The sequence below is a fragment of the Streptomyces sp. NBC_00237 genome, from assembly GCF_026342435.1.
Taxonomy (GTDB): domain Bacteria; phylum Actinomycetota; class Actinomycetes; order Streptomycetales; family Streptomycetaceae; genus Streptomyces.
Genome location: NZ_JAPEMT010000007.1, coordinates 1 through 25,488 on the forward strand (window position 1 = coordinate 1; position 25,488 = coordinate 25,488).

26 protein-coding genes and 1 pseudogene are annotated in these 25,488 nt (G+C 69.4%); 20 read left to right on the forward strand and 7 right to left on the reverse strand.

The window, feature by feature from the left end; genetic code table 11:
- From OG897_RS39400 to OG897_RS39410, 3 genes and pseudogenes are all read right to left on the reverse strand, one after another.
- Positions 1-1,126, reverse strand: a pseudogene (locus OG897_RS39400) (hypothetical protein); the annotation flags it as partial.
- Positions 1,127-1,138: 12 nt separating this feature from the next.
- Positions 1,139-2,122, reverse strand: coding sequence for a hypothetical protein (locus OG897_RS39405; RefSeq protein ID WP_266665075.1), 984 nt, complete (start codon positions 2,120-2,122; stop codon positions 1,139-1,141).
- 540 nt (positions 2,123-2,662) lie between these two features.
- On the reverse strand, positions 2,663-2,833 hold the full coding sequence (locus tag OG897_RS39410; protein WP_266665077.1) for a hypothetical protein: 171 nt from the start codon (positions 2,831-2,833) through the stop codon (positions 2,663-2,665).
- 81 nt (positions 2,834-2,914) lie between these two features.
- Between OG897_RS39410 and OG897_RS39415 the strand changes: the two genes are divergently transcribed.
- The 6 genes from OG897_RS39415 (at position 2,915) to OG897_RS39440 (ending at position 5,982) form a co-directional block, all read left to right on the forward strand.
- Positions 2,915-3,157, forward strand: a complete 243-nt coding sequence (locus OG897_RS39415; RefSeq protein WP_266665079.1) for a hypothetical protein — start codon at positions 2,915-2,917, stop codon at positions 3,155-3,157.
- Between the two features lie 158 nt (positions 3,158-3,315).
- Positions 3,316-3,492, forward strand: a complete 177-nt coding sequence (locus OG897_RS39420) for a hypothetical protein (RefSeq protein WP_266665081.1) — start codon at positions 3,316-3,318, stop codon at positions 3,490-3,492.
- Entirely contained in the window at positions 3,492-3,839 is a 348-nt protein-coding gene (locus OG897_RS39425; RefSeq protein ID WP_266665083.1) for a hypothetical protein, read from the forward strand. The genes OG897_RS39420 and OG897_RS39425 overlap by 1 nt, the downstream gene beginning before the upstream one ends.
- Positions 3,836-4,252, forward strand: coding sequence for a hypothetical protein (locus OG897_RS39430; protein WP_266665085.1), 417 nt, complete (start codon positions 3,836-3,838; stop codon positions 4,250-4,252). Before OG897_RS39425 ends, OG897_RS39430 begins: the two co-directional genes overlap by 4 nt.
- On the forward strand, positions 4,249-4,695 hold the full coding sequence (locus tag OG897_RS39435; protein WP_266665087.1) for a hypothetical protein: 447 nt from the start codon (positions 4,249-4,251) through the stop codon (positions 4,693-4,695). Before OG897_RS39430 ends, OG897_RS39435 begins: the two co-directional genes overlap by 4 nt.
- A gap of 18 nt (positions 4,696-4,713) precedes the next feature.
- Positions 4,714-5,982, forward strand: a complete 1,269-nt coding sequence (locus tag OG897_RS39440) for a hypothetical protein (RefSeq protein WP_266665089.1) — start codon at positions 4,714-4,716, stop codon at positions 5,980-5,982.
- On the opposite strand, the gene OG897_RS39445 is transcribed toward OG897_RS39440, so the two are convergent.
- The 4 genes from OG897_RS39445 to OG897_RS39460 form a co-directional block, all read right to left on the reverse strand.
- The gene (locus OG897_RS39445) at positions 5,979-6,671 is read right to left on the reverse strand and encodes a hypothetical protein (RefSeq protein ID WP_266665090.1); all 693 of its coding nucleotides are present in this window, start codon (positions 6,669-6,671) and stop codon (positions 5,979-5,981) included. The two genes, OG897_RS39440 and OG897_RS39445, sit on opposite strands and share 4 nt — an antisense overlap.
- 261 nt (positions 6,672-6,932) lie before the next feature.
- The gene (locus OG897_RS39450; protein ID WP_266665091.1) at positions 6,933-7,418 is read right to left on the reverse strand and encodes a hypothetical protein; all 486 of its coding nucleotides are present in this window, start codon (positions 7,416-7,418) and stop codon (positions 6,933-6,935) included.
- Positions 7,415-7,978 (reverse strand): hypothetical protein, encoded by a 564-nt coding sequence (locus tag OG897_RS39455; protein ID WP_266665092.1) that lies wholly within the window; start codon positions 7,976-7,978, stop codon positions 7,415-7,417. Before OG897_RS39455 ends, OG897_RS39450 begins: the two co-directional genes overlap by 4 nt.
- Before the next feature lie 15 nt (positions 7,979-7,993).
- Positions 7,994-8,374, reverse strand: coding sequence for a hypothetical protein (locus OG897_RS39460; protein ID WP_266665094.1), 381 nt, complete (start codon positions 8,372-8,374; stop codon positions 7,994-7,996).
- Positions 8,375-8,551: 177 nt separating this feature from the next.
- Here OG897_RS39460 and OG897_RS39465 point away from each other — a divergent pair, with 177 nt between their 5' ends.
- The 14 genes from OG897_RS39465 (at position 8,552) to OG897_RS39530 (ending at position 25,337) form a co-directional block, all read left to right on the forward strand.
- On the forward strand, positions 8,552-8,914 hold the full coding sequence (locus OG897_RS39465) for a hypothetical protein (RefSeq protein WP_266665096.1): 363 nt from the start codon (positions 8,552-8,554) through the stop codon (positions 8,912-8,914).
- Positions 8,915-9,406: 492 nt separating this feature from the next.
- Positions 9,407-9,748 (forward strand): hypothetical protein, encoded by a 342-nt coding sequence (locus OG897_RS39470; protein WP_266665098.1) that lies wholly within the window; start codon positions 9,407-9,409, stop codon positions 9,746-9,748.
- Positions 9,749-9,967: 219 nt separating this feature from the next.
- The gene (locus tag OG897_RS39475) at positions 9,968-11,890 is read left to right on the forward strand and encodes a hypothetical protein (protein ID WP_266665100.1); all 1,923 of its coding nucleotides are present in this window, start codon (positions 9,968-9,970) and stop codon (positions 11,888-11,890) included.
- Between the two features lie 1,019 nt (positions 11,891-12,909).
- Positions 12,910-13,668 (forward strand): replication-relaxation family protein, encoded by a 759-nt coding sequence (locus OG897_RS39480; protein ID WP_266665102.1) that lies wholly within the window; start codon positions 12,910-12,912, stop codon positions 13,666-13,668.
- Positions 13,669-13,766: 98 nt separating this feature from the next.
- On the forward strand, positions 13,767-15,878 hold the full coding sequence (locus OG897_RS39485) for a hypothetical protein (protein ID WP_266665104.1): 2,112 nt from the start codon (positions 13,767-13,769) through the stop codon (positions 15,876-15,878).
- Positions 15,879-16,363: 485 nt separating this feature from the next.
- Positions 16,364-16,738 carry a hypothetical protein gene (locus OG897_RS39490; RefSeq protein ID WP_124286930.1) on the forward strand — a complete coding sequence of 125 codons (375 nt, stop codon included), beginning with the start codon at positions 16,364-16,366 and terminating at the stop codon, positions 16,736-16,738.
- A gap of 87 nt (positions 16,739-16,825) precedes the next feature.
- Positions 16,826-17,200: a hypothetical protein gene (locus tag OG897_RS39495; RefSeq protein WP_266665106.1), complete on the forward strand. Its 375-nt coding sequence runs from the start codon at positions 16,826-16,828 to the stop codon at positions 17,198-17,200.
- Between the two features lie 129 nt (positions 17,201-17,329).
- Positions 17,330-17,563 carry a hypothetical protein gene (locus OG897_RS39500; protein ID WP_030795585.1) on the forward strand — a complete coding sequence of 78 codons (234 nt, stop codon included), beginning with the start codon at positions 17,330-17,332 and terminating at the stop codon, positions 17,561-17,563.
- Between the two features lie 66 nt (positions 17,564-17,629).
- Positions 17,630-17,839, forward strand: coding sequence for a hypothetical protein (locus OG897_RS39505; RefSeq protein ID WP_266665108.1), 210 nt, complete (start codon positions 17,630-17,632; stop codon positions 17,837-17,839).
- Positions 17,840-18,865: 1,026 nt separating this feature from the next.
- Complete coding sequence (locus OG897_RS39510; protein WP_266665110.1) at positions 18,866-19,288, forward strand: hypothetical protein; 423 nt, start codon at positions 18,866-18,868, stop codon at positions 19,286-19,288.
- 379 nt (positions 19,289-19,667) lie between these two features.
- Positions 19,668-20,081, forward strand: coding sequence for a hypothetical protein (locus tag OG897_RS39515; RefSeq protein ID WP_266665112.1), 414 nt, complete (start codon positions 19,668-19,670; stop codon positions 20,079-20,081).
- 1,107 nt (positions 20,082-21,188) lie between these two features.
- Positions 21,189-23,264 (forward strand): DUF3560 domain-containing protein, encoded by a 2,076-nt coding sequence (locus tag OG897_RS39520; RefSeq protein ID WP_266665114.1) that lies wholly within the window; start codon positions 21,189-21,191, stop codon positions 23,262-23,264.
- An 840-nt stretch (positions 23,265-24,104) separates the two neighbouring features.
- Entirely contained in the window at positions 24,105-24,428 is a 324-nt protein-coding gene (locus OG897_RS39525; RefSeq protein ID WP_266665116.1) for a hypothetical protein, read from the forward strand.
- A 492-nt stretch (positions 24,429-24,920) separates the two neighbouring features.
- A complete protein-coding gene (locus tag OG897_RS39530; RefSeq protein WP_266665118.1) occupies positions 24,921-25,337 on the forward strand; it encodes a hypothetical protein in 417 nt (138 codons plus the stop codon).
- Positions 25,338-25,488: the final 151 nt, after the last annotated feature.

A 25,488-nucleotide genomic window follows, 5' to 3' on the forward strand; every position in this document is an offset into this window, starting at 1 on the left:
CGCCGAACTTCTGACTGGCCTGGAGTTGTTCGAGCAGACGGTCACGGTCGTCGTTGTGCTGCTTGACCAGCTCGCCGCGTTCCTTGTTGTGCTGCTCGATCAGGCTGTTGCGATCGTTCAGGTGCTCTTGGATCAGGTCCTTCCGCTCCTGCTTGGCCTCCGAGACCCGTGCAGTCGCGGCTTCCGCCTCTGCCTTGTGCTGAGCAGTCTCCGTCTGGAGCTCTTGGACGCGTTCCCTGGTGGTCCGCTCGATGGTCTCGACATCCTTTTGGGCGGCGGCGACCTTCTCCTTCGCGTCCTTTTGGGCGGCGGCGATCTGTTCGGTGGCGCCCTTCTCGAACTGGACCCGGTGCTCTTCGATCCGTTCTTCGGCCGCCGTCCGGGCCGCTTCGATCTCGCCGTTCGTCTCGGTCCTGATCTGCTCGATCTCCGCGCGGGTGCGTTCCTCTACCTCTTCCACACGCTTGTCCGCAGCGGCAACGGCCGCCGCGGATGCGTGCTCGGTAGCCTGTTGGGCCCGCACGGAGACGGCAGCCAGGGCGAACATCGACACAGCGGCGGCCAACGCCTCTTCCTTCTGGGCGTCGGCTTGCCCACGGAGTTCGTCGGCCTCAGTCGCGGCTTCCTGGGCCTCTTCGAGGAGCCCCTGCAGACGCTCTTGCTCCGACTCAGCAGCAAGCCGTAGCTCAAGCTCGGTGCCGTACTTCGTTTCCGCCTCAGCGACTCGGAGTTGGGCAGCCGCCTGTGCGTTGGCGACCTGCACGCTCGCCAACTCCGGATCGCCCGCAGCTGCGACCGCCGCACGATGCTGGGGGAGGACTTCGAGGAGTTGAGTCATCAGGGACCGGAGACTGGTTTCCGTGACCTGAGCTTCAGCCAGCGCCGCGCTGTGGGGCAGCGAGGACAGATCGTCGGGCACGACATGCCCAGCGGGCTTGCCCCGTTCGTCCTTGCCGTTGGCCTCACGCCACCGCAGAGCCTTCAGCGACGTGTGGTCTGGGTCATCGCAGTATTTCGCCCGCGCTCCCGACTTGCCGGGCTCCCTTGCCTTCACCGGGCGGCTACAGCCGGCGGGGAACGCGCAGAGACGAACGGCGGTGGTGTCCTCGCTGGTCTGGTCGGTCATTGCTGTTTCTTCCTAGGCGGTCTTGCGTGCGGGCAGGGCGATGACGGCGGCTTCCTTGGCGGATTCGAGCGCCACGGTGAAGGCGTCGGCGACGGCGGCGGCCTTGCCGGTCATACCTTCGATCTCGGCAACGGCGAGGTCGTCGCGTGCAGTGCGGGCGAGGAAGTCGAGGACGTCGTCACTGCCGTCGGTCAGTGCTTGGATCTGCTGCAACTCGCGGTAGCGGTCATCCGCTTTCGCCACCTGCTCGGCGTACGACTCCAGGGCCGTGACCCGCCGGGTGATCCCGTCGAGGCTCGCCCGCAGGGCCCGGCGCCGGGTGTTGAGCAGCGCGGTCACCTTGCCCCCTTCGGGGTTGGCAGGCTCGGCCTTCACCAGCCGGGTGTACTCCCGCAGAGCCTCCGCGATCTCCCACTCCTGACGGGGGAGGGACACCTCATTGTGCTGCCGGTCGATGAGGTCGAATCGGTGCACCGCCGAGGTGCGTACAGCCTTCTTCGCCTGCTGAGCACGGGCGAGGAGGGTGCGGGCGTCGTCGTTCAGTTCCCCGGGCCGGACACACCGACTCCGAAGTTCGGCCAGCCGGCGCGCCGACTTGTTCCGCGAGGCTGCGTCCGCCGCGTACCCCCACGCCATGAACGCGAGGGCCGCGGCCCCGAACGGCCAGGCGTAGACGAGGGCCGCGTGAACGTAGTCGAAGCCGTCCTGCATTGTTCGTCCGATGAGGTCGTTCATGGTGTCCCCGCCGTCGTGGGGGCTCGGCTTGTACCACTCGGTTTCCCCAGTGATCCAGGCTCCGCCCGCGAGGGCGGCGACGGCGGCACCGGGTCGGAGCAGACGCGGAGCCGTGGCCCACCAGACGCTCATCTCGCCGTCGCTGTACGAGCGGGGATGCTGTTCGGCTCGCTCCAGGAGGGCCCGGTCCTTCTTCCCCAGCTCCGGGTCCATCACCGTGACGGCGGCCAGGCGCGGTGACGGCGGCGGTTTCTTTTTCACCCTCGGATTCCTCCCCTTGCACTCGGCGGTGCCCAGGCGCCTCACGGTCTCACGTAGCACCGACAGGAAACCGGCTCCCGGCGGAGCGTCCGTACCGCTCCGACTCCGGAGTGTAGTCTATTCCGTTTCAAGATCGCAATGCAATGAAACGAAATGTAATGCAATGAAACGTAATGAAATTGAATCTATACCGGGTCTGATCAGGAACGATGCGACACGCGGCGATCTGAGTGCGACATTACGTTTCAGGGTAGGGGACTACACATACGAAACCAGACACCCGGAGAACGGCGCAGGGCGAAGAACGCCATCGCCGCTTGTTGCCGCTGTCTTTTCGTCCGGGCACCACCGCGAGCCCGCGCCGGAAATCCGCGCCGGGAGGGGGTGAGCGGAGAATCGCTCTCACAGAACCGTTAGGCAGTCGAAATACCCGTCCGGGCGACACCGTCCGCCCTCACCCGGTGCCTGATTTCCTATACCGTCTCCTTAGCGGAAATCAGAAACAGCGCGCTTGCAGACGCCTACAACAGGCGCTGACAACTACCGGAGGGGGCGGCGATGCCGGAGCGAGGCGAGGCCGAGGAGCCGGGCCGGTCGGCCGAGGAGGTTCAGCGACTGCTGGAGGTCGAGGCCGAGCGCCGCGGCGTCAGCGGCCCCGAACTGCTCGACCAGCTCGCCCGCGAGGGTCGGTCCACCCGGCCTGGTCGACACCGACCCGCAGGGCGACCTCACCGGGTGGACCACCACGGGGTCGACCGCGCGGGCATTGCCCGGGGCGGCGAGGAGAAGACCGTGTCCGTCCAGCCCCTGGTATCGCCCGAGCTGTTCGGTGGCGGACCGGTGGCGGTCCTGGACGGCGCCGAGGGGGCCGTCCTCATGGGCCCGCTGAACAGCGGGAAGACCAGCGCCGTCGACCTGGCCCGGGCTCAACTGGACGCCGCTGGCATCGCGTACGAGGAGCTGGCCGTCACGGATGACTTCGGCGTCCAGCGCGTCAAGTTCACCGTCGAGCGACCGGAGGCGGACGACAAGTGACGGAGCCGCGTGGTCCTGGCCTCCAGCGAATCCTTCGACGGAAGGACTGGTTCCCGCCCGACGTGAGGGTGCTGGGGTCGGCCGACAGCACCACCGAAGGCGCCCAGCCCAGCGGTGTTCCGTGGAGTTTCATCCTCACCGTTCAACGCCGGCGTGGGATGGCGAGCGTCACCGGCCTGGTCTTCGCCAGGCGAGGGGATACACGCACCACACTGCGGGAGACGGTGGTCCAGCACTTCTTCCCCGACGAGAACCCGCCGATCCTCTCCTTCTGGCTGGAACCTGACCGCCTGAGTGAGGAAGACGTTCCAGCGCCCGACGAGGAGAGCGGCTGATGACCGACCGGCTGATGCCGTACGGCCGGTGGTGCATGGAGGCCGACGCGGCGGACGCCCAGCACGAGGACTTGGTCCCGCTCGCCGAGCTGCCTGGCCTGGCATCCGGCCGGGCGAGCCTGAGCCGGGCGCTGGAGCTTCTGCAGGAGGCCCCCAGCCGGCCCGCCGCTCTGGACGAGGCCCGCGAGACGATCCGAACGGCCCTGGATCAGGTGCCCCAGACCAGCCGTGACCAGCACTGTCACGAGTTCCGGTGGCGGTCGGGGGACACTCCGGTGTGCTCGGTGAAGACCTGCGGGCGGTGTGCCCCGATCCGGGCCGTCCGCGACCGGCAGGGCGCGAGGTGACCGCCCCGTACACCCGGGCGGAGGCCGGGCGGGACCGGCTGGACGAGCAGATCGCCACGGTCGCCGGGAACGTGCAGCGTCTCACCGAGGAGATCGCCGCCGAGGCCGCCGAGCTGGGTCGACTGGCCGCAGCCGGGGCGCCGTTGAGCGCGCAGGCCCGGAAGCTGACGGCCTGCCTAGAAGGCGTCGCCCGGGGTGCCGCACGGCACGATGCCCTGACCGACGCGGTGAAGCTGGTGTACGTCAGACCGGACGTACCAGCGGATGCTCCCACCACAGTTCTCCCTCTCCCCTCCCCGTCGGACGAGCCCTTCCGGGGGGACCGCTTGATCCGGCTGACCGCCGCGGAAGTGCAGGAAAAGATGCGCACCCTGAACAACGGCACCCCGGGCACGGAAGGCACGGGCAGGTGAGCCAGACCTACGAGCAGGCCCGCCCTCAGAAGTGGGGGCCTGAGGCCGAAGCGGTCAAGACCCGGGTCCACGCCGCACTGCGGCACGGCCGTGGCATCGCCGTCTTCCCGCTGGTGGAACTGCTGCTGGAGGGCGAGGAGTTCGACCTGACCGGCCTGCCGGAAGGACGACGTCGGCTGGAGGTCGGATTCGCCTACCGCGCCGGTCGGATGGACGTCGAGACCTTCCCCGCCACGCTGCCGTCCGACCCGGGCGAAGCCGTGCTGGTTTACCGAGCCCAGCCGCTCAACGGCACCCCGGACCCCGTCGCCAAGTTGCTGGACGCGCTGAAGGTGATGACCCGGGCGTCCGGCACGGGCGCCGAGGCCGTCCACCAGGCCGCTCAGGACGCGGCGGCAGCCGTACGCGCCATGCTCTCGCCGACCCGCCCCAAACGGAAGTAAGACCCGGAGGCCCCTGCCGTGACCAGCACTGACATCGCCCTTCCGCCGTCTCGCCCCATTGCCCGGCAGATGGAGACGGTGACCACCAGGACCGGAATGCGCCTGTCGGCGTCCGCTGCCAAGTGGTTCGAGAAGAGCGTCCCGCGGTCGAGCCGGGACGCGCGGGCCTGGCGCTGGCAGGAGTACGCGCAGTGGTGCAGCGACGTTGACTGGCACACCGCCGAGCGCGGCGCCGTGGCGTCGTTCATCGCAGCCCTGGCCGACCGGGGGCACCCGGTCAAGACGCTGCAAGCGATGTCGGGCACCCTGCGCGGGATGCGCGCGCTGGATGGATCGCCGCTGGACGCCGAGGAGTTGAAGGCGATTGAGGGCGTCATCCGGGGACGCGCCAAGCACGAGGCGAAGGGGCTCGGGGGCGTCCGTCCCGGCCCGCTGAAGGCGGACGGCGTGACCCCGGAAGACCTGCGGCGCATGGTCGCCACCCTGAACGTGAGCACCCCGCGCGGGGCGCGGGACGCGGTCACGCTGGTGCTCGACTGGTGGATGGCCGGGCGGTGCAGCGAGCCGGCCGCCCTCAACACCCACGACATCCGCATCCTCACCGTGGAGCTCACGGACGAAGAGACCGGCGAGATCCACGAGGTGCCCGCGCTGGAGGTCGAGGTCAGGGAGTCCAAGGCGGACCAGGACGCCGAGGGCGAGACCGTCCGCATCCTGGCGCCCCTGGACGCACCGGAGCTGTGCCCGGTCACCGCCGTGCGCCGGTGGTTCGACGTCCTCGCCAACGCCGGGCAGCTCACGGACGGCCCTCTCCTCCGGCGGATCGACCGGCACGGGCAGATCGGCGCGGACGCCGCCGGCCGCCGCAACGACGACGCCGAGCGCCAGGGCGGCATCACCGCCCGGACCGTGCGGACCATCATCAAGACGGCTGCCCGCGCGGCCGGGCTCATCAAGGACGAGGACGAACGGGCGGTCGCCGAGGTCTGGGAAGACCGCGCGGAGGCGGTCGCCGCCGCGGCGGCGACCGACAGCGAGGCCGAGGCCAGCAGCATTCTCTCCGGATGGCGGCTCCGCCTCCGCCGTGCCCTGCAGCAGGGCCGCCGCATCACCGGGCACAGCATGAGGCGCGGGTTCATCCAGGCCGCCCTGCGCAGCAAGAAGCCACCACACCAGGTCGCCATCCACTCCCGTCACGCACCCAAGAGCCGGGCCTTCTGGGAGTACGTCGACAGCGTCCCGGACTGGGAGCAGAGCGCGACGCTGTCTCTGCGTCTCGCGGCTTAGGACGTCATCACGAACGGCTTGTTGCACCCGCCGCAGATGACCGGCGGCCCCTCCCAGGTGCCCGCCGCCGCCCGCAGGGTGCGCACGGGACGGCACTGGCAGCTCGCCGGCCGGTAGTTGGTGTTCCTGCGTTGCCCGCCGGTGGCGGTGGCGCCCGAGGGCGGGATCGTCCGCTCCGCCCGGATCGCCGCCTCCAGCGCGGCGATCTGCTCGCGGTAGCGCTGCCGTGCGATGTCCGTGATTGAGGTGACGGAGTAGCCCTTGCGCTCCGAGCGCTCCACGGTGAGCCCCAGGACCTGGGCCGAGTCGCGAAAGAACTTGTTGTGGTACTGCGCGGCGTTGCAGTCCTCTTCCCCGCGGGTGGAGCACCGTCCGTGCGCCGCTTCGTGCAGCAGGCTGCCCACCACGTCGGCGGCGCCGCGTGCCAGGCCCTCGGCGGCGATCCACACCTCCGGGACCTTGTCGCCACCGATAAGACTCCACTGCTGGGCCCAGAAGTGCGCCAAGAGCGGCTTCCGGTGCCGGGTTCCCATCGTCACCACGGCGTCCGGCACGTCGGGATGGTGGTGGCGGATCGCCTCCCAGCCAACGGCCAGGGCCCCGGTGATGGCGGCTCCGACGCTGCTGAGCGTCGCGTTCTCGGCGGGCCCCTCGGATTTCGCTGCTGACGTGATGATCGCTTCTCCCATTCTCGCGTCTTAAGACGCGAGAATATCGGACCCGGGCGCCGATTTCACCGGTCATAGACCGACTCGCACAGCCGCGAGAGGGAGGGGTCGACGGTCCCCTTCGACATTGCGCACACCGTGCCCATGTCGTACGAACGGGCCGGGCAGGGACCGGCCCGGAGGCCGCTTCGGCACCGCACGCGGCCGTGGGGCCACGTGCTCGACCCGGGGGACGTGTGACCAGTCCACCGGAGGGTGCTGGCAGTGGGCCTGTCCCTGCCGTCAGGCCCACTCGGTGCTGGTCGAGCAGATGGCAGGCAGGGCCGCTCCAGTCACCAAATGGTGGACGACGCCGAGCGCAATGAGCCCGCAGGCGTGCAGCGCTTCCTCGCGCTCCATCGTGTAGACGCCGTACCCGCGGACGTCGAGCGCGGCCACGATCCGTTGGGCCTGCTGCCACCGCGCCCGCCGGACGCCGAGCGAGGCGGCACTGAGCACGGCCCGCCGACGCAGCCGGTGTATGAGCAGCTTCTCGGTACGCTGCCACCGGCTCATATGCCGGTCCAGATGCACACCGATGCGGCTGCTCTGCTCGCGCCACTCGGCGCAGGCCGTCAGGTAAGCCAGTGCTGTGGTCACGACGGCCGCGTCCTGGCCCCGGCGCTCTAGGAGCGCGTCCACCGCGTCCCAGTCGGGAGCGGTGGCGCCCAAGGCGGCGACCCCGGCCTTGGCTCGGTCCCTCGTTCCGCCCTCCTGAGGCTGTGTCACAGCGATTCCTGCGGCCGGTCGGCTTGTTTCAGCGGGCGGTCCGCGTACGGGTAGAGCGGCGATAGCCGTGCGAGCTCCGGGGCCCGATCGAGACGGTCCGCCAGGCATTCTTCGTCGTAGTGCCTGATCCAGTCGTGGGCCGCCCGCTGCGTCGACTCACGGCGGAGTAGGCCGAGGTCGGGGTGCCACACCACCCAGTCCAGGTGACCGTCGCGGCGAGAGCGCCACAGTACGAACAGCACGAGCGCGACCACAGCACTCAGTCCGGCCCACGGCAGGGCGAGCAGTGCAGCCGCCTCGCGGAGGTCAGAGGGCTGGGCCCACAGCATGAGCAGGCTCAGGACGGGAGACACCGCCCAGGCGACCCAGTACGCGTAAGCACCGCGCATGACCCGGCGGTACACCATCACGGCACCGATCAGCGCGCCCGCCGCGACCAGTACCGGCCACCGGTGCCCCGAGCCGGCCGCGAGGAGGACGCACACCGCAGCGGCGCCGGTCAGTCCGGCTGCCGTCATACGGTCTTGCCGTGCACGAGCGTCGGCGGTGGTGTCGGGCATGTTCACGGGTCCTGATTAGAAGGCGGAGCGGCTGCCGCCGCTGAAGTGCCGCACCAGCGGGTCGAAGACCTGGTGGCGGACTGCGTGCTCGGCTGCTTCGTACTGTACGGGGTGGTCGAGGTCCGGAGAGTCGTCCGGCCCCAGCTCCAGGTTCGCCGCCCACTCCGCGCAGTTGTGGCAGCCGGTTATCCGGGGCGGGTTCAGCCGGTGCACGACCAGTTGATGCGTGGTCCACGCGAGCTCGGCGTCGTACACCTCCCGGGCCGCTTTGCCGGAGTTCACGGCCGCGCTGTAGGCGTCGACCCACGTAGTCATCAGGGCGCGGCCGTCGAGGCAGCACGGCGTGGGCAAGCCCGGGATGGTGAGCGGCAAGGGCGCGAGGGCGTTGTCCGGCATAGGGCAGACCGTACCCGGCGGACACCCGCGACGAACAGGGAACGGGTTTCTCGGACGGGTGGCTGGTTCCTGCAGTCGTGCACCAGTGCGCTGCTGTTGAGAAACCGGTGTGACCAGTAGCGTTTCTCCGGGGGCCGCAGCAGCGGCACACGGGAGCCGGGAAGAGCGGAGAACACGGTGGACGATGTCGAGGGCCTGCGGATCGAGGTGTACCGCACGCTTCAGCTCGCGGGCCTTCCCTTGAGTGATCTTCCCTCCGCACCGGTCAGCGGCGGCGGCGGCGTGGACGTCGTGGAGTCCCGCGAACTGGCGGCCGTCATCGTGGGGTGGGCGTGCAGCGCGGAGTTGTTGAAGCAGGCCGCCGACGCCATCGACCGCGAGGAGAACAAGCACCCCGACGTGCAACTGCAGGACGAAACCGAAGCGGCGATGGCCGCCGCGATCGACCGGGTGCTACGACGGCGGGGTTTCGTCACGAGGGTCCGTGCCGACGTGCCCGGCAGCCACCAGTTGGTTGTCACCCGGAGGGATAGCGACTGACCAGCTCAGCGTTCATCTTCAGAAACTCACGTCAGCCTTGGGTTCCTGAACGAGCGCTTCCACTGGATCACCGGAACTCTGGTCGTCAACACGAGTTCAACGACTGGGAACTTCATCGCGGAAACCCCGCGCACGGCTAGCCGCATTCCAGTCGTGCGACCTGGACACCGCATCACGGTCCCTTCGGTTTCCCACTGAGGGGACCGTCGTACGTCCGGAGGCATCGCGAGGCCGAGGGCAGCCCGCAGCACCCCGGTAGGAGCCGACACCCGGTCCAACGCTCACAGAGAGCGAGGGTGACGAGCCGTCACCCTCGCGAAGGACACAGGCCCCGCCGTGGTTGACACGCCGGCACCACAGTGGCAAGCCGACATGAACAGGGCGAAGGCCGGACATTCTGCTTTGAGCAGGGCGGGACGGACGTGAAAAAAGTGCTCCGACACGCGTGATTCGTGATGCACGGAAGGGGTCGGAGATGGCAAGATACGGATCATGGCCGGGACTGGGAACAAGCGGATGCTCACGAATCGTGAGAGCGCCTATGACCCTGCCTCCGGCGAGAACTGGCGGATCACCGTCAACCTGCCGCCGGTGGTGGCAGAGGCTCTGATCCCGAAGCTGCGGGAGATTCACCCCCGCCTGGCTGCTGCCGGTCTCATCACCGCCGTCGTGGAGCACCTGGTGCTGCGTGGCGACGTGCCGCTGGACTGGAAGCGCACAGCCGAGATGGTGAAGAAGGAGATCGAGGGGATCGAGGGTGCACAGCGCCCGTCCAACTCGGCTCAGGACGCACCCCTCCCTCGGGGTAGTCGCCATGGGGGCATATCGACGTAGCTGATACACGCCCCGGGGACTCACCCGCGGGGCCAACGAAAACTGAATCCCAAGGCACTGTCAGCGATCGGTTTGGTCGCCAGTGAGCTGATCAGGGCCTTTTCCATCGACGTCGGAGACATCGCCCGATGCGGGCTTTGTGCTGCCTGATGTCGTTCAGTTCTGGAGACCATCATAGCCACAGGTCCCCGGGCCGGCACCTCCTTGCCCGAAAGCGGTGTGTCACGCGCGCCGTTCACGGGAGTACCCACCGCCGAGCCCCGTACGCACAGGGCGGCAGCCACCGAGCCGCTGTTCCCCCTCCCCAGCACTTCGTCCCTGCCCCGGCAGCAGACGGAGAACAACACCGAGAGCGCAGCCGAGCGAGCCCGCGTGGCCGCCATGCTGCTGGACGATCTCCTGTTCGCCGCCCCCGTCTTCTGCATCGACAGCGGAAACTCGAAGGTGGCAACTGACCGGCCGCTGAAGTTCCTCAGCGAAGCCGCCGAGTTCGTCCGCACCGGCCGCGCAGCCTCCTACGTTGCCACCCTCCGGGAAAGCGCGGTCGCCGTCGACATTGACGGCGACGACGACGACTGGAGCACCAGCGCGCTCGAACACCTCACCAGTCGCGCCAGGGAACTGGACGGCTGGTTCCTCACCCGTCGTTCGGGCGGCGGCGCCGGCCGCTGGCACCTGATCGCGTGTTTCCGCACCCAGGCCGCACGCGCCGAGTTCAAGACGACGGTGGAAACCGTCCGCGCTCACTGGGGTGCCACGGCCCGCCAGATCGACTGGCGCCGTACCCTCCGCCCGCTCTCCGCGCCGCACCGCAAGACCGGCCGTGTCGACCTCCCCGAGTTCGTGGAGGGGGCTGCCAACACGCTGCCGTCGTGGGCCATGAACATGCCCCAGTACACCCGGCCGGTCACAACTCTGCGAAAGGAAGTTCCGGCAACTCCCTGGCAGCGTCGTATCTCCACGATTCCGGAGGGGGAGTTCTGGGAGCGCCTTCGTAAGCCCGGCACCGATTACTGGATGGACCGGTCTCTCAGCGAACTCCTTTCTACGGCTCGCCTCATCATCGCGGGGTTTGACGCTGACGCCGTCTGGCAAGTGGTCAGCGACCCCGCACACCTCGGTTTCTCTCGCGCCCGCAAGCGCGGCCACCGGTGGTGGGTGAAGCACGTCTGGAACGCGGCTGTCGAGTACGTAGACGACCACCGGAACAGCCGGACAGGGAAATCCCCGTCCGAGCGCTGGAAGAAGGTCACAGGCCCGCTTCTGGCAGGCGTACGGGAACTCCACTGGCCGACCTGGACCACCGCCACCCGGCACAGCAGGGAACACATCCTCGCGGCCATCGGGGACCGCATGGCGCGTCAGGGACTGGCCTGCCGACCGCTGCCAGAACGCGACCTGGAGAACGACACGGGGAAGTCCCGGAACACCATCCGGGCCGCCCTGGACGCGTTCGTGGAGGACGGAGTCCTCATCCGGACCCGGACGTACGACCAGAGCATGGGCCCCAAGGCGTCACACGAGTTCAGCCTGAACCTGCTGACCCTGGACTTCCGTGCTGAAACTTCTGACCCACCTTGTAGTCACACCCCCGCCCCCCGCAGCCGCTCCTGGTTCAGCCTCGCTACGACCCTGGCCCTCCACCCCGGCCCCCTCACGGTCCCCCAGCTCCACACCCTCAGCGGCTACCACCCGACCCCCACACCGACCCGGGCACAGCTGGAGAACGTCGAGACCGGCCTCCAGGTCCTCCGGAAGCTCCGCATCGCCCAGGCCGGAAGGAAGGGGTGGGCGCTCACGGGTCAGGCCGTCCGGGAACTGCGGTCTATGACCAAGCGGAAGGCAGCAACGGCAGCGCGGATCGACAGGGAGCGGAGTGCCTTCGCGCGGTCCTGGGAGGCCACCAGGGAGAAGCTGCAGCGTCGTTGGCAGGAGCAGAAGGAGAGGGCCCTACAGAGGCGTGCAGCGGCCGACCAGAGCCGTCGCGAGCAGTGGTGGGCGAGTTTGCCCGCGGAGGAGAAGACGACCCGTCGAGACGAGTGGAAGGCGCGTTTCCGTGAGCTGACGCCGGCCCAGCAGAAGGCCAGGGTCACCGAGTTGCGCGAGCGCCGGTACATGGCGAAGTGGGGTGCTGCCGCCTAGGTGAGTATCACCGGGTAGCCGCCCACCAGTTCGGCAGCGCGAACCCTGCTAGCAAACTCGGAGTTTGCCACAGGGTGTAAAACCATGTGTAAAACAGGGTGTGACAAAGGGTGCTCCCCCCACCCACTCTGACCTGCCCTTTTCCACGTGCTGCTTCCTGACCACCCACTCCCATCGTCCCTCAGGAAGTGGGTGGTCAGGAAGCAGCACGTGGGTTCAGATCAGAGTGGGTGGGGGGAGCACAGGTTGAGTGTGATGGAGGTTGAAGAGGAGATGAGAGAAGGAGAGTGAGTGAGTGAGAGGGAAGGAAGGAAGGACAAAGACGAAAGACAAAGACAAGGACAAAAGAGAAAGACAAAGACGAAAGACAAGAGAAGAGAGAGAAGATTTTAAGAACTAGGGTGGGCCGGTGGGGGGTACGGAGGAGTGATGTCTGCAAGTTGTCGCTGGTGAGTTACTGGACGGGGGTGGACAGCGAAACTCGAAGCCGGTCGGGGCGTACGTGCTCTGGTGGGGCGGCGGGTTCGCCGGGAGGGTGCCGCCAGGAGGTGGGTCGGTGTGCAGACGGCGATGGGCTCTGATCTGTGCCGTCGTGATGCCACGTCACCACCGGTGGCGAGTTCCGCGTCTTGTGGGTTTTGGTTCGCTTGCTTCAGCCAGTGGCAAGCCGTCGAGTTCGCTCCGTGGTGGGGGGTTAGGCAAGTCGGGGAGTTTCCGCCGGGGCGGGGCGGGGTTACTGAAGTGGGCGCCCTCCGGGCGGCGTTTGGTGGTCCGGCGGCGTTCACCTGGTCGCAGACGTCGGCCCCTGGGGGCCTTTGGTCTGCGACCAGGGCGCCGGACCTTGGTCGACCCCTGGCGGGGTCGGCTGCTTTGATCTGGTGGTGGCCTCCTACGTCGGCCACCACGGCAGGGGCTCTCGTTCCTCGGCCCCTGCGGGCGGGCGAGCCCGTTTTGAACCTCGGAGTTTTGCCGTGTGCCGCACGGCGTGCGTTCGCGAGTAACGGTGGGAGTTGGTTGTCGTGGAGGTTGTAGTCCGCGAAGTGATGGTGCCTAAGGGGAAGAACTGGCGCCTTACTGAACGGGATGTTCCGGTCCTGGAGTGGATCGGTCGGTGGTACGGCGTAACGGCGGAACAGGTCACGCGGCAGTTCACGGGAGAGGGCGGAGTTATGCCGTCTCGTCAGGTGGTCTACCGCAGGCTTCGGGCGCTGACGGAGATGGGTCTGTTGTCCGCCGGCCAGCTTCCGGGACGACGTGCTCAGGTGTTCTGGCTGACGAAGTCCGCGACGGAACTGCTGAACATTCCTGGGAGTGCAGGGACGCCGAACATCAAGGAGTACAACCACGACCTGGCCGTTGTGGATCTGGCTCAGTACATCAACGGCATCAGGCCGGACGATGAGCTGGTGACCGAGCGGGAGATCCGTGCTCGCGATACACCGAACCAGTACGCGAGCACGGAGCCCACCTACGCGGTGACGACCGGAGAGAGCGGGCGAGGCCGCCGATACCCGGACCTGGTGGGTCGACGTCCGGACGGAACTGTGTGGGCACACGAGCTGGAGCGAACTCAGAAGGCGCGTCCGCGTCTCGTGAGGAACATGCTGCTGTACGTCAACGCCGATCACATCAGTTACGCCATGTACTGGGCCTTTCCGAAACTGGTGAAGAACGTGGAGCTGGCCGCGGAGGAAGCGAATGCTTCCTCGGCCGAGCTGGGGCGGGGACAGAAGATCTTTGTCCGCCTCTGGGATGTAGAAGAACGGGGAGCAGAGTGAGCACGCCACGGAGCGAGCGAGCACGAGGGAACATCGCAGGCGGACCTACGACGAAGTGGCAGGGTTCGCAGCCCATCAACCCGAACTCGGGTGAGGCCGTGGCGAGAGCGGCGGGGGTGGTCCTGGCCGTCCTGAATCCGGTCGCGGCGATTCTCGTGCTGGTCCTGGTCGCCGCCGGCCGCCGCTTCCCGCCGCGAGCCCGACACTGGGTGTGCTGGGCCGGGTGGATTGCCGTGGTCGTCGGTGCGCTGATCGGCTTCTTCCGGTGGTACCTGGCGCCGTACCGCGAACTGGGGACGGCGATCTGGGACAGCCCCAACCGATCCGCTCTGGCAGAACTGGCCCAGGAGAACTGGGTGAGCTGGGTGGGCAACCAGATTCCGTTCAGCGTGACCGTCGCGGCCGGGGTCGGTGGAGCGTGGCTCATCCGACGAGCGAAGTTCCGGGCGGAGTGGCGGACGGTGAAGGACCCGGTGCCGCAGAAGCGGATCGAGGCGAAGCTGCGGGAGCTCGCGCAGAACGATGACCGTCCCCCGGCGCAGAGTTTGGACGACCTGCGTATCCGGCTGGGCGTCGACAGGATGACCGGCGAGGCGTGCGAGATCAGCGGTCGTGCGATGAGGCGACACGGGTTCATTCCGGGAGCGTCCGGCTACGGGAAGTCCCGCACGATCGAGCAGCTGGTGTACGAGCTGGTCGTCAGTTCGCACGCGCGGCCGCTGGGCATCGGGTTTCTGTTCGCCGACATGAAGGCGGACCCCATGCTGATCGAGGCGATGGCCGGAGGGGCGCATCACGCGGGGCGCCGATTCAAACTGGTGACGGTCACCGGGGCGGGTACGACGTACAACCCCATCCGTCACGGTTCCGCCGAGCAGATCCGCAGCCGGATCGTGGAGTGCCTGGACCAGGTGGCCGGCGGCGGGTTCTCCGAGCCGCACCACCGAGAGGCCGCCGAGGAGTTCCTGCTGTATGCCGTCCGGGCGCTGGACGATCTGGTTCGTGGAAACGTCACGGAGATGTTCCCCGACGGGACGATGCGGGCCTGGCGCCGCGACCTTCCCGACCTGGCCCGTCTGCTGACGCTGAAGTCTCTCGGCTCCCGGACGAACCATTTCTCGCCCCGGCTGCAGAAGGAACTGGGCGACTACCTGAGCTACCTCAACACCGAGGCCAAGGATCTGAAGCGTTCGATCCCGGGCCTGGCCACCCGCATCCGGAACCTGGTGTCGGGCGACGCTGGCCGCGTCCTGATCGAGACGCAGGACGGTGTCGACCTCTACGAGTCGGTCAAGCGCGGCGACATCGTCCTGTTCTCCCTCGCGGCGAACACCGACGCGAAGGCGGCGCGGCAGATCGGCAACCTGTTTCTGACAGATCTCGGATCGGTCGGAGATCGGTTGCTGACGGAGAACTTCGGGGAGAACGGCGGACTGTTCATCGCAGGGGTCGATGAGTTCAGCGGGCTCGGAGGCAGCACGATGACGGGCCTGTTCCAGCGGTTGCGTGCAGCTGGCGGCGGTCTGTTCGTGTGCACCCAGGACCTGGCGGACCTGGCCGATGTCTCCGACGCCTTCCTCGCGGCCGTGCTCACCAATGCGGACGTGCTGATCCTCCACCGCACCAAAGCGTCCGCGGAACAGGTCGCTGAACTACTGGGTACGTACGAGGGCTGGGAGGAGACGCTTCAGGTCCAGGAGGACATCGGAGTTCTCGGCTCGACCACGGCAGGGTCCGGAGTCGGCTCCCTGCGCCAGGTCGACCGCTTCAAGGTCCACCCGAACCAGCTACGGGAGCTCGGTGTTGGCGAGGCCATCGTCGCCATCGGTCACCCGGAGGACTCTTCCCAGACGGTGCAGATGGCTCTTGCCCCGCGGTATCCGGTGCCGGAGGCAGAACCGGACGAGGTGGTCGAGCAGCAACCGCCGGTCGATCTCAAGAAGGAACTCCCCTTCGTCCCGCCGCCGGCCCGCAAGGACGTCGAGCCCGTCAAGGCGACCCCGGAGCGCGAACCGGACGCCGAGTACGAGGGCTGGGAGGAGGAGCCTCCGGAGGTCGAGGAGGAACCGGTAGAAGCCGGTAAGAAGGACACCGCGGAATCCGGCGACGACGGGGCAGAGACGCCCGCAGAGGAAACTCCGGTCGTCGTGCCGAAACCCACAACGAGCCCGTCCCCGGCGGCGCAGAAGCCAGCCAGCGACCCGTTCTGACGAGGGGCTGAGCTTCACGATTTTCTGCCTCCGGCGGGCCCTTACTCCCAAGGGGGTGGGGGCTCGTCGTGTGTGTGCGGGCCGGGAAGTGGCTGGGGTTGGGGGGTGGCCGGGGGCTCCCCTCGGCCGGACGGGCACCCTTCGGGCTACCACCGAACCTGCGGGGGGTGCCAGGCCGAGCCGCTTCGCGGTCGCGCAAGCGCGAGCCTGGCACCCCCCGCAGAACCGGCGGTACGGCGGAGCTGCCCGACCGACCGAGGGGAGCCCCCGCCCACCGGGCGGAGTTGTGGCGGAGGCCGCCGGGCAAGGCCCGCGCGGGTGGGGCGGAAACCGCCGCTGACCTGCGGAAAGATGTGATGCAGGTCACCCCGCCGGACCCCCGTTCCGGGTGGACTCAGGCACTCCAATAAGGCAGAATTAGTGATGTCGGAAGGGGATGGCAGCCCCGGACGACAGGCCCGAACCTTCAACACCAGGGAGACCACGTGAACACCGAGACCGCGAAGCACTGGATCGTGGACGCCTACGACGCCGTCTGGGTGGACGGCGTGATCGTTCACGACCTGTTCAACGTCGCCCGCGTCTGCATGACGTGCCACATGGAGACCGGTCTTACCGGCCCGTGCCTGCGGGAGAACCCCCTTCCGACCCCGGAGGAGATCACCCAGGTCGCGACGCTCGCCGAGCTGCACGAAGCCGCGCGTATCGCGTTCGGCACCCTCCCGGTGTGGATGGTCGACGCCATCGCGCGGGGCGAGCTGGACGCGTACGCCCCGGACGACCGGCGGAAGCGCCTCAGCCGGGCGCGTCAGTCGCTCGCGTACGCCGAGCTGCACCGCCGGGCGCTCGACACCGAGTAAGCAACCGCAAGAGCCCCACCGTCCGGGGCGGGATGGCAGCCCGCCCCGGACGAGCCCCGAACCTTCAACACCGCAAGGACGCACAGCATGAGCACTCAGCCCGTCAAGCCCGAGACCGTCGCCCCCGAGTGGCCCGCCGCGAAGCCCGCCGACATCGACGCCGCCACGGCGTCCGCCATCATCGAGGCCCGCGCGATCAGCGAGGAGCTGACCAGGGAGCACGGCGTTCCGGCCGTCATCGTCGGGCACGGCATCGATCCGGTCACCAACGGGCCCGTTGTGCGCGTCGACACGGCGGAAGGGCTCATTGCCCTTGCGATCCCGGCGGTTGGCGAGCCGTACGTCATCCAGCGCGGCGGACAGCGCCTGTTGGGGCTCCAGGCCGTCCGCCGCCCGCGCGCCCAGGTCGCCACCGTGGCCCGCCAGTTCGTCGGAGTGCTCCAGGCCCGCAATCTCGTGTGACCCACGTCACCCGAACGAGGGGCGCGAGAGGCTGGACCCGCACCCCTAAATAAGGCAGAATTAGGGATGTCGGGAGGGGATGGCAGTCCCTCCCGACACCGGCCCGAACCTTCAACACCGGGAGACGCGATGCGGAACACCCCCACCACCGCCGAGCAGGCGCAGGAGAACTTGCAGGCCACTAAGGCACTGCTCGGACTCCAGCAGCGCGGATACCTGCACGCCGCCGAGCGCCGTTCCTTCGGCTGGATCGCCGTGATCAAGAGGGGTGAGCCCCCGGTCGTCATGCACTCCCCCAAGGGCGTCATGCAGTTCGTGGCCAACCACGGGATGCCCCAGAACCTGGAACCCGTCCGCCGCTAGCCGAGCCCCCGCCGGGAGGGGTGGCAGCCCCTCCCGGCCCCCGAACCTTCAACGAGGAGCCACGCAATGCCCCGGAACAACAACCACAACGCCCGCCAGAACGACGGAAGCCGGTATGGACTGGCCATCGTTGTCGGCATCGGTGCCCTGTTCGTGGGGGGCGCGATCGGCCTTGACGGCGTGTGGTGGCTGATTCAGCACCTCATCCCCGCACTCGTCGTGGTCGGCACGCTGGGCGTGGTCCTGAAGATGTTGGACCGCCGCCGCCGCAGCTGAACCGTGCCGCACGGCCCCCGGACCGAGCCGGGGACCGTGCGGCGGCGCGGTAGCGGACGCGCCTGGCGGCGCGGCCCCTCTTTCTGGCCCCTTCGGGGCCGGCGGCCGCGCGGCGGCCGGGGTCCGCTGGCGCGGACCAGGCCCTCCTTCGTCGGGCCGAACGGACGCCCCTGGCGGGGCGACGGCGTTGGTGGCCCGGTGCGTGCTCGCCGGCCCCGGCCTCCTTCGTCGGCCGGTGCCGTCGGCACCGGGCCGTGGACGCGCCTGGCGGCGCGACCCCCTTCCTTCGTCCCCTTCGGGGACCCCGGCCGCGGGGCGGCCGGGGTCCGCTGGCGCGGACCTGGCCCTCCTTCGTCGGGCCGAACGGACACGCCTGGCGGCGTGGCTGCTTCCGTTCGGGTCCGCTGGCGCGGACCGCCGGGACCGCCCGCGCCGATCGGCGACGCCGCCGGAAGTGCTCACGGTCGGCACGAACGTCTTGGCGGCGACGGGCACGCGGGGCAACCGGGGTATTAGGTTTCATTGCATTGCGTTGCGCTGCAATGAAACGGATTAGGTCGAGGGATGCGCCTCCGGCGGGGGCCCTCACTCCCAAGGGGGTGGGGGCTCCGTCGTCGTGTGCGGGCCGTGGGTGGCTGGGGTGTGGGGGCGGCCGGGGTCTCCCCTCGGCCGGTCGGTCACCCGGAGGGCTACCCGGAACCCGGCGGGGCCGCCAGGCCGGGGCCGCTTCGCGGTCGCTTCGCGAGCCTGGCAACCCCACCGGAACCCGGGTACGGGCGGAGCCTGCCCGACCGACCGAGGGGAGCCCCCGCCCACCGGGCGGAGCCGTGGCGGATGCCGTCGACCAGGCCGCCGCCGGTGGGGCGGGAACCGCCCCTGACCTGCGGAAATGTGTGATCCAGATCACCCCGCCGGACCCCCTTTTCAGGTGGACCCGGACCCGTAAATAAGGCAGAATTAGTGATGTCGGAAGGGGATGGCAGCCCCGGACGGCAGACCCCGAACCTTCAACACTAGGGAGCAACCGTGACCGTCGAAATCGTATGGATCGACACGAAGGACGTGCAGGTGGGCGACAAGATCGCCTGTCTGCTCAGCGACGCCCGCGCTTACCCGCGCGTCACGGGCTGGACGGACCGTGTGCTGGAGCTGAGCAAGCAGGGCCTGAAGGACTTCACGCAGCGGACGTTCCAGGTCAGCGGCGCCCCGTGGTGGGCGGAGGACATGACCACCTTCGACCTGTCGGGCCAGGCGCCGATCGTCTCCCGCGAAGCGAAGGAGGACCAGGAGCCCGAGAACGGGGACGGCACGGGGATGCCGTCCATCGAGCAGATGCAGAGCTGGATGTCCGAAGGCGGAGCCGAAGCCCGCGACGGGTGCTGGGTCGAGCCGGACGGCACCTGTGAGCACGGCTCGCCGTCGTGGCTGCTGGCCATTGGCGTGATCTGACGCCGTGTCCGGTCGGGCGGGGGGCGACGCCCCCCGCCTACTCCCCGAACGCTTCAACGACAGAAGGATTCCCCCAGTGGTCATCGCGTCCCCGTACACCATCGAACACTCCGCCCAGTGCCCGCCCGTCGACCCGCGCAGCAAGACACCGCTTGACTGTCGCCGATGCGAGAACGTCCGCCGGTATGGCCCTTACTGGAACTACGGCGAAGGGCGCGTTACCTGCGGAACCTGCGGCGATGAGGCCCCGACCAGCGATGACCCCCGGTTCACCGGGTACGCCGGATATCACTCCGGCGGCAACAAATATGCCGGGTGCTCCGGTGAGTACCTGTCGCACGGCCGCCCGACCGCAGAGCGAAGCACCGAGCCCGGTTGGATGCCGCTCGCGCACGTCCGCCGTGGCGACGTCATCACCACGCGGGACAACTGGGGAAAGTGGGACGACCCCGCGATGGTGGTGGACATCGAGGAGGGCGAGGCGGCGCCGGGAGCCCCCCGCATCCACGCAAGTTGGCTGAGCGACAACCCGCACCACGGGCGCGGCGTATGGGGAATGTGGGCCGGGCCGGGGACGCCGGTCCTACTCGTCCAGGCGGCCACAGTCGAGCCGCCCGCCCCCCACGTGAACGTCTACTACAGCAACGCCATCAGTAGCCGGAGTCAGGTCTACTCGCGGTGCTATCGCACCGACGAGGCCGCCCAGGCGGATATTCGGGAGTTCTGGCCGTACAACAACACTCGTTCCACCGTGGACCACCGGTGTTGGTGCCGCCGCAACCCTCTCCGGTAGCGAGAGATGCCGCGATGACGCCCACCCCTTGCCGAGTCAGCCGGGGGCGGGGCGTCGTCGCGGCGGTAGCGGGCACGCCTGGCGGCGTGGCGGTGTTGTGGCCCGGTGCGTGCTCGCCGGCCCCGGCCTCCTTCGTCGGCCGGTGCCGTCGGCACCGGGCCGTGGACGCGCCTGGCGGCGCGGCCCCTCTTTCTGGCCCCTTCGGGGCCGGGGGTCCGCTGGCGCGGACCGGGCCCTCCTTCGTCGGGCCGAACGGACACGCCTGGCGGCGTGGCTGTTTCCGTTCGGGTCCGCTGGCGCGGACCGCCGGTCTGTCCGCGCCGGCCGAGGCGGAGTCCGGGCTGCACCTGGTCGTCGGGGAGTTGGTCCGCCTCCGGCGGACGAGTGCCGGTGCCTCCGGCACCAGCAGCGGTGCGGCCCGCTCCGCGGGCCGTGGCAGTGTCGGCGCTTCGCCCCGAGGTGCGGAGCTCCGCACCGCACGGGGTGGTCAGCAGTGTGCGCTTCGCGCGGGTGCCGTCGCTCCGCGACGGCGGCGAGGGGCACCCCGCTCCGCGGGGGCGGGCCCGCTACGCGTGCCGACCGAACCCATCGGCGCTCAGCGACGCCGCCGCCGGGGTGCACCTGGTCGTGGTGGTCAGGAGGAGGGACCGCCTCCGGCGGGGGCCCTTCACTCCCAAGGGGCGCGGACGCGGGGCAAGTTGGGGCCCGGTGGGTGGCTGGGGTGTGGGGGTGGCCGGGGGCTCCCCTCGGCCGGTCGGTCACCCGGAGGGCTACCCGGAACCCGGCGGGGCCGCCAGGCCGGGGCCGCTTCGCGGTCGCTTCGCGAGCCTGGCAACCCCGCCGGAACCCGGGTACGGGCGGAGCCTGCCCGACCGACCGAGGGGAGCCCCCGCCCACCGGGCGGAGCCGTGGCGGATGCCGTCGACCAGGCCGCCGCCGGTGGGGCGGAAACCGCCCCTGACCTGCGGAAATGTGTGATCCAGATCACCCCGCCGGACCCCCTTTTCAGGTGGACCCGGACCCGTAAATAAGGCAGAATTAGTGATGTCGGAAGGGGATGGCAGCCCCGGACGACAGACCCCGAACCTTCAACATCAGGGAGCAACCGTGACAACCCATCAGGTCGAGACGGCCGCGCCGGTGGACAACCGGTACCGCACCGTGACGCTCACGTTCGCCGGAGACGGCGAGTGCTCCGCGTGCGGACGCGAGGACACCCCGCTGTACTCCGGCGGCGAACTCGCCCGCGTGTGCCCCGCCTGCGTGGCCGCGACCTTCCCGCCGCCGCCGTGGGAGGGCGACTGCCCGCCCGAGAAGGCGGACGTCGTGATCACCCACACCCGCGCCGACGGCACCCTTCTGGAGGGCTCGCGCAAGGGAGACGGGATCTTCGAGGCGATCCGGCCGTACGGGTGGCGGTACTTCCGTTCGCTCGAATGCCTGGGTCTCAACCACTCCCGGGACAGGTCGGCGGACCGGTACAAGATCGACCCGGCGGCGACGGCGATTCGTGAACTGGGCTTCACCGTCTGCGTCGTGGTCAACGAGGACGAGCGCCGCGCGTTCGCGGACGCCGAGGCCGACCGCGAGCAGCGGTCCGAGAGCCGGGCCGAGCGGTTCGAGGACCGGGCCAGCCGTGCAACCGCATCGTCCGATGCGTCTTACCAGCGGTCGAAGCAGATCAGCGAGCGTTTTCCCATGGGGCAACCGATCTTGGTCGGGCACCACAGCGAGGGACGGGCCCGGCGGGACCATGCCCGGATGGACAACGCCATGCGCAAGTCCATCAACGAGGGAGAGCGCGCCAAGCACTGGGCCCAGCGGGCGGAAGCGTCAGGCGCGTACACAGAGCACCGTACGAACCCGGCCCGGACCCTGCGCCGGATCGAGACGAAGGAAGCCGACCTGCGCGGAGTCGTCCGCTGGCAGCGCGGGGAGTCCAACAACGGCCATTCCGTGCGCCTGTCGCCGGCCGTCGTGGTCGAGCTCTCGCGGCGGCGCGACGAGCTCACCGAGGAAGTCGGTTACTGGCGGTCGATCGTGGCCAAGGCGGAGGCCGAGGGGTTCAAGGTGTGGGGAGCCGACGACTTCACGAAGGGTGATTTCGTGCGCTCCCGCGGATCGTGGTACGAGGTGCTGCGGGTCAACAAGAAGACTCTTACGGTGGCGTGGAACCTGCGCTCTCCGAAGGTGATCATGACCGTCGCAGATGCGACGTACGAAGACGGCCACGTTGGCAGGCAGCCGGTGGACTACTCCGACGTCAAGACGCGCATGAGCGCCGGGGACATGGCGCGCTATCTGGAGCGGAACCGTACGCCGAGCATCGCCGACGCCAAGGCGCTCATGGACGGTGTGACCGCCGCCAGCCCCCAGGACCAGGAGCAGGTCCCGGCGGAGGTCGAAGGCTCTGCCGACATTCCCGAGCGCCTGCGGGCCCTGCTGGTCGAGGGCGAGCAGGTGCGCAAGCTGCCCGAAAGCGAGTGGAGTTTCACCAGCACATGCGGGCGGGCGTACCGGGTGCGGATGGTCACCGGGCGAGACGCCACGGACCTGCATTTCCAGGTCCGCACCGTTGACGCGAACGGCACGGCCGTCGGTGTGGGCAAGGACTGGACCGGCACGCTGGAGGTGATCCGGGAGCACGCCACGGCGGCCGGTGAGCACGAGGGCAAGCAGTGCCCGCGCTGCGGCCGGATGTGGGGCAAGGGGCTCGGGAGCCCGCAGGCCCCGGCCACCTGCACCCCGGGTCACTGGTCGTACTGCGACCGTGCCGCCGTACCGGTGGAGCAGGACATCCCCGAGAACGCCCAGGCCAAGCCGAAGGCGAAGAAGCGCACGAACGGCCCGAAGATGGTCATCGTCACCGCCGCCTACGGGTCGAGGCAGGCCCGCATGGTCTACGCGAACGGCCGGGGCACCGTGCGCGAGGACATCCCCGCCGTCTTCATCGACGCGCCCGAGGGCGTGACGTTCAACGAGGGCCCCGCCTCCGCCGCCATCTGGCAGGGGGTGGACGAGGTCCTGGAGAAGGCCGGGTTCGTGCGACTCGTCGGGTCCGGCGCTCGGTCCGGAATCCGGTTCGGGGAAGTCCGCGCCAAGATCACCGAACGGGAGGACACGGAGCCGGTCGCGGTCGAATCCGCGCCGCAGAGCCAGGACACCGACAGCCCGGCGAGCTGAACACCCCCGCCAGGAAGCCCGACGACGCCGCCCCCCTCGGTCACGCGAGGCGGGGCGGCGCCGCCGCGGCGGTAGCGGACACGCCTGGCGGCGTGGTGGTGTTGGTGGCCCGGTGCGTGCTCGCCGGCCCCGGCCTCCTTCGTCGGCCGGTGCCGTCGGCACCGGGCCGTGGACGCGCCTGGCGGCGCGACCCCTTTGTCCGGCCGCGGGGCGGCCGGGGTCCGCTGGCGCGGACCGGGCCCTCCTTCGTCGGGCCGAACGGGCGCCCCTGGCGGGGCGGCTGCTTCCGTTCGGGTCCGCTGGCGCGGACCGCCGGTCTGTCCGTGCCAGCCGAGGCGGAGTCCGGGGTGCACCTGGTCGTGGTGGAGAGCAGGAAGGACCGCCTCCGGCGGGGGCCCTTACTCCCAAGGGGGCGGGGGCTCCGTCGTCGTGTGCGGCCCGGTGGGTGGCTGGGGTTGGGGGGTGGCCGGGGTCTCCCCTCGGCCGGTCGGTCACCCGGAGGGCTACCCGGAACCCGGCGGGGCCGCCAGGCCGGGGCCGCTTCGCGGTCGCTTCGCGAGCCTGGCAACCCCACCGGAACCCGGGTACGGGCGGAGCCTGCCCGACCGACCGAGGGGAGCCCCCGCCCACCGGGCGGAGCCGTGGCGGACGCCGTCGACCAGGCCGCCGCCGGTGGGGCGGAAACCGCCCCTGACCTGCGGAAATGTGTGATCCAGATCACCCCGCTGGACCCCCGTTTCAGGTGGACTCAGGCACTCAGATAAGGCAGAATTAGTGATGTCGGAAGGGGATGGCAGCCCCGGACGGCAGACCCCGAACCTTCAACTGAGGAGAGCCAAAGTGGATCTCAACACCCTTGACCTCACCCGTATCGCGCTCGATGGAACGAATGCTGAACTGCGACCGATCTTCGATCCGGTGCTCCGCACCTTCAGCGTCCAGCTCTGGAAGGGTGGGGAGCCGTCCGGCATCCACGGTCTGATCGACGCCTTCCGCTACCCGGACGAGCCGCTGGAATCGATCGACGCTTTCCTGGCCGAACAGGACGTTCGCGCAGTGACCGGTGACGAGGCGGTCGTGGTTTACGCCGGTCTCGTTTACGCCAAGGGCGGCCCGGACTGGGTTCTCCTTCAGATGGAGGTCGCGGCCAGCCAGCAGAGCTGAGCTTTCTCGCCGGACGCCCTGCCCCCCCACAGGTGGGGGCGGGGCGCCGTGCGCGGCGGCGGTAGCGGACACGCCTGGCGGCGTGGCGGTGTTGTGGCCCGGTGCGTGCTCGCCGGCCCCGGCCTCCTTCGTCGGCCGGTGCCGTCGGCACCGGGCCGTGGACGCGCCTGGCGGCGCGGCCCCTCTTTCTGGCCCCTTCGGGGCCGGCGGCCCGCGCGGCGGCCGGGTCCGCTGGCGCGGACCAGGCCCTCCTTCGTCGGGCCGAACGGACACGCCTGGCGGCGTGGCTGCATCCGTTCGGGTCCGCTGACGCGGACCGCCGGAACCGCCCGCGCCGACTGCTGCCGTCGCCGGGCAGCACCGTGGAGGATGCGCTGGGCAACATGCAGAGGCACCTCACGGCCGGTCCGTCGTTTCCGAGGTGTGGGCAAGAACGAGGCGTGGACGCCGCAACGGAAACCGGTAGCTCCCGGGGTGTGCGACACCCCTTTCGTGCTGGAGCACGCTGATTGGCTCGGATACGTGGCGGGCCGATCCGGTACTCCCGGTCTGGCCACCGACGGCGAGACGTATGAGGCGATGAAGGCCGAGGTGTCGGCCGTGGCCTATCACCAGGAGCAGCCGGACGGCTCATGGACCGTGTTGCTGTACCCGCTGGACGGTCGGCCTCCGCAGGCGCAGCCGACCGACGAGCCGGTGACGACCCTGCACTCCTCCTTGACCGTGGCGGCGTTGCTCGCCGACGCGGTGGTGGCCGAGGGCGGCACTGTGTTGCACGCGATCGACGGAGACCCCTACCGGCTTGTCCGGGAGTACCGAGAGAGACACCCGGACGGCCTTCCTGTGGTGAACCGCATGTGGACGGCCGTGCAAGGGGTGCCCGAGGAACTACTGCCCGCGCAGGCGTAGAACGCGGCGGGAAGCGCCGGATCTCATCGAGCCGGCCGCGTGGAGTGAGACGCCTCCAGCGGGGGCCCTTACTCCCAAGGGGCCGGGGCGCAAGGCGAGTTGAGGCCCGGGAAGTGGCTGGGGTGGAGGGGTGGGCGGGGGCTCCCCTCGG

What these genes read in the sequence shown, in the direction of transcription:
- OG897_RS39500 (WP_030795585.1), top strand. Translation starts at nt 17,330, where the DNA reads ATGCGGAACACCCCCACCACCGCCGAGCAGGCGCAGGAGAACTTGCAG.
- OG897_RS39470 (WP_266665098.1), top strand. Translation starts at nt 9,407, where the DNA reads ATGGCCGGGACTGGGAACAAGCGGATGCTCACGAATCGTGAGAGCGCC.
- OG897_RS39495 (WP_266665106.1), top strand. Translation starts at nt 16,826, where the DNA reads ATGAGCACTCAGCCCGTCAAGCCCGAGACCGTCGCCCCCGAGTGGCCC.
- OG897_RS39420 (WP_266665081.1), top strand. Translation starts at nt 3,316, where the DNA reads ATGGCGAGCGTCACCGGCCTGGTCTTCGCCAGGCGAGGGGATACACGC.
- OG897_RS39455 (WP_266665092.1), bottom strand. Translation starts at nt 7,978, where the DNA reads ATGCCCGACACCACCGCCGACGCTCGTGCACGGCAAGACCGTATGACG.
- OG897_RS39460 (WP_266665094.1), bottom strand. Translation starts at nt 8,374, where the DNA reads ATGCCGGACAACGCCCTCGCGCCCTTGCCGCTCACCATCCCGGGCTTG.
- OG897_RS39515 (WP_266665112.1), top strand. Translation starts at nt 19,668, where the DNA reads ATGCCGCTCGCGCACGTCCGCCGTGGCGACGTCATCACCACGCGGGAC.
- OG897_RS39425 (WP_266665083.1), top strand. Translation starts at nt 3,492, where the DNA reads ATGACCGACCGGCTGATGCCGTACGGCCGGTGGTGCATGGAGGCCGAC.
- OG897_RS39505 (WP_266665108.1), top strand. Translation starts at nt 17,630, where the DNA reads ATGCCCCGGAACAACAACCACAACGCCCGCCAGAACGACGGAAGCCGG.
- OG897_RS39445 (WP_266665090.1), bottom strand. Translation starts at nt 6,671, where the DNA reads ATGGGAGAAGCGATCATCACGTCAGCAGCGAAATCCGAGGGGCCCGCC.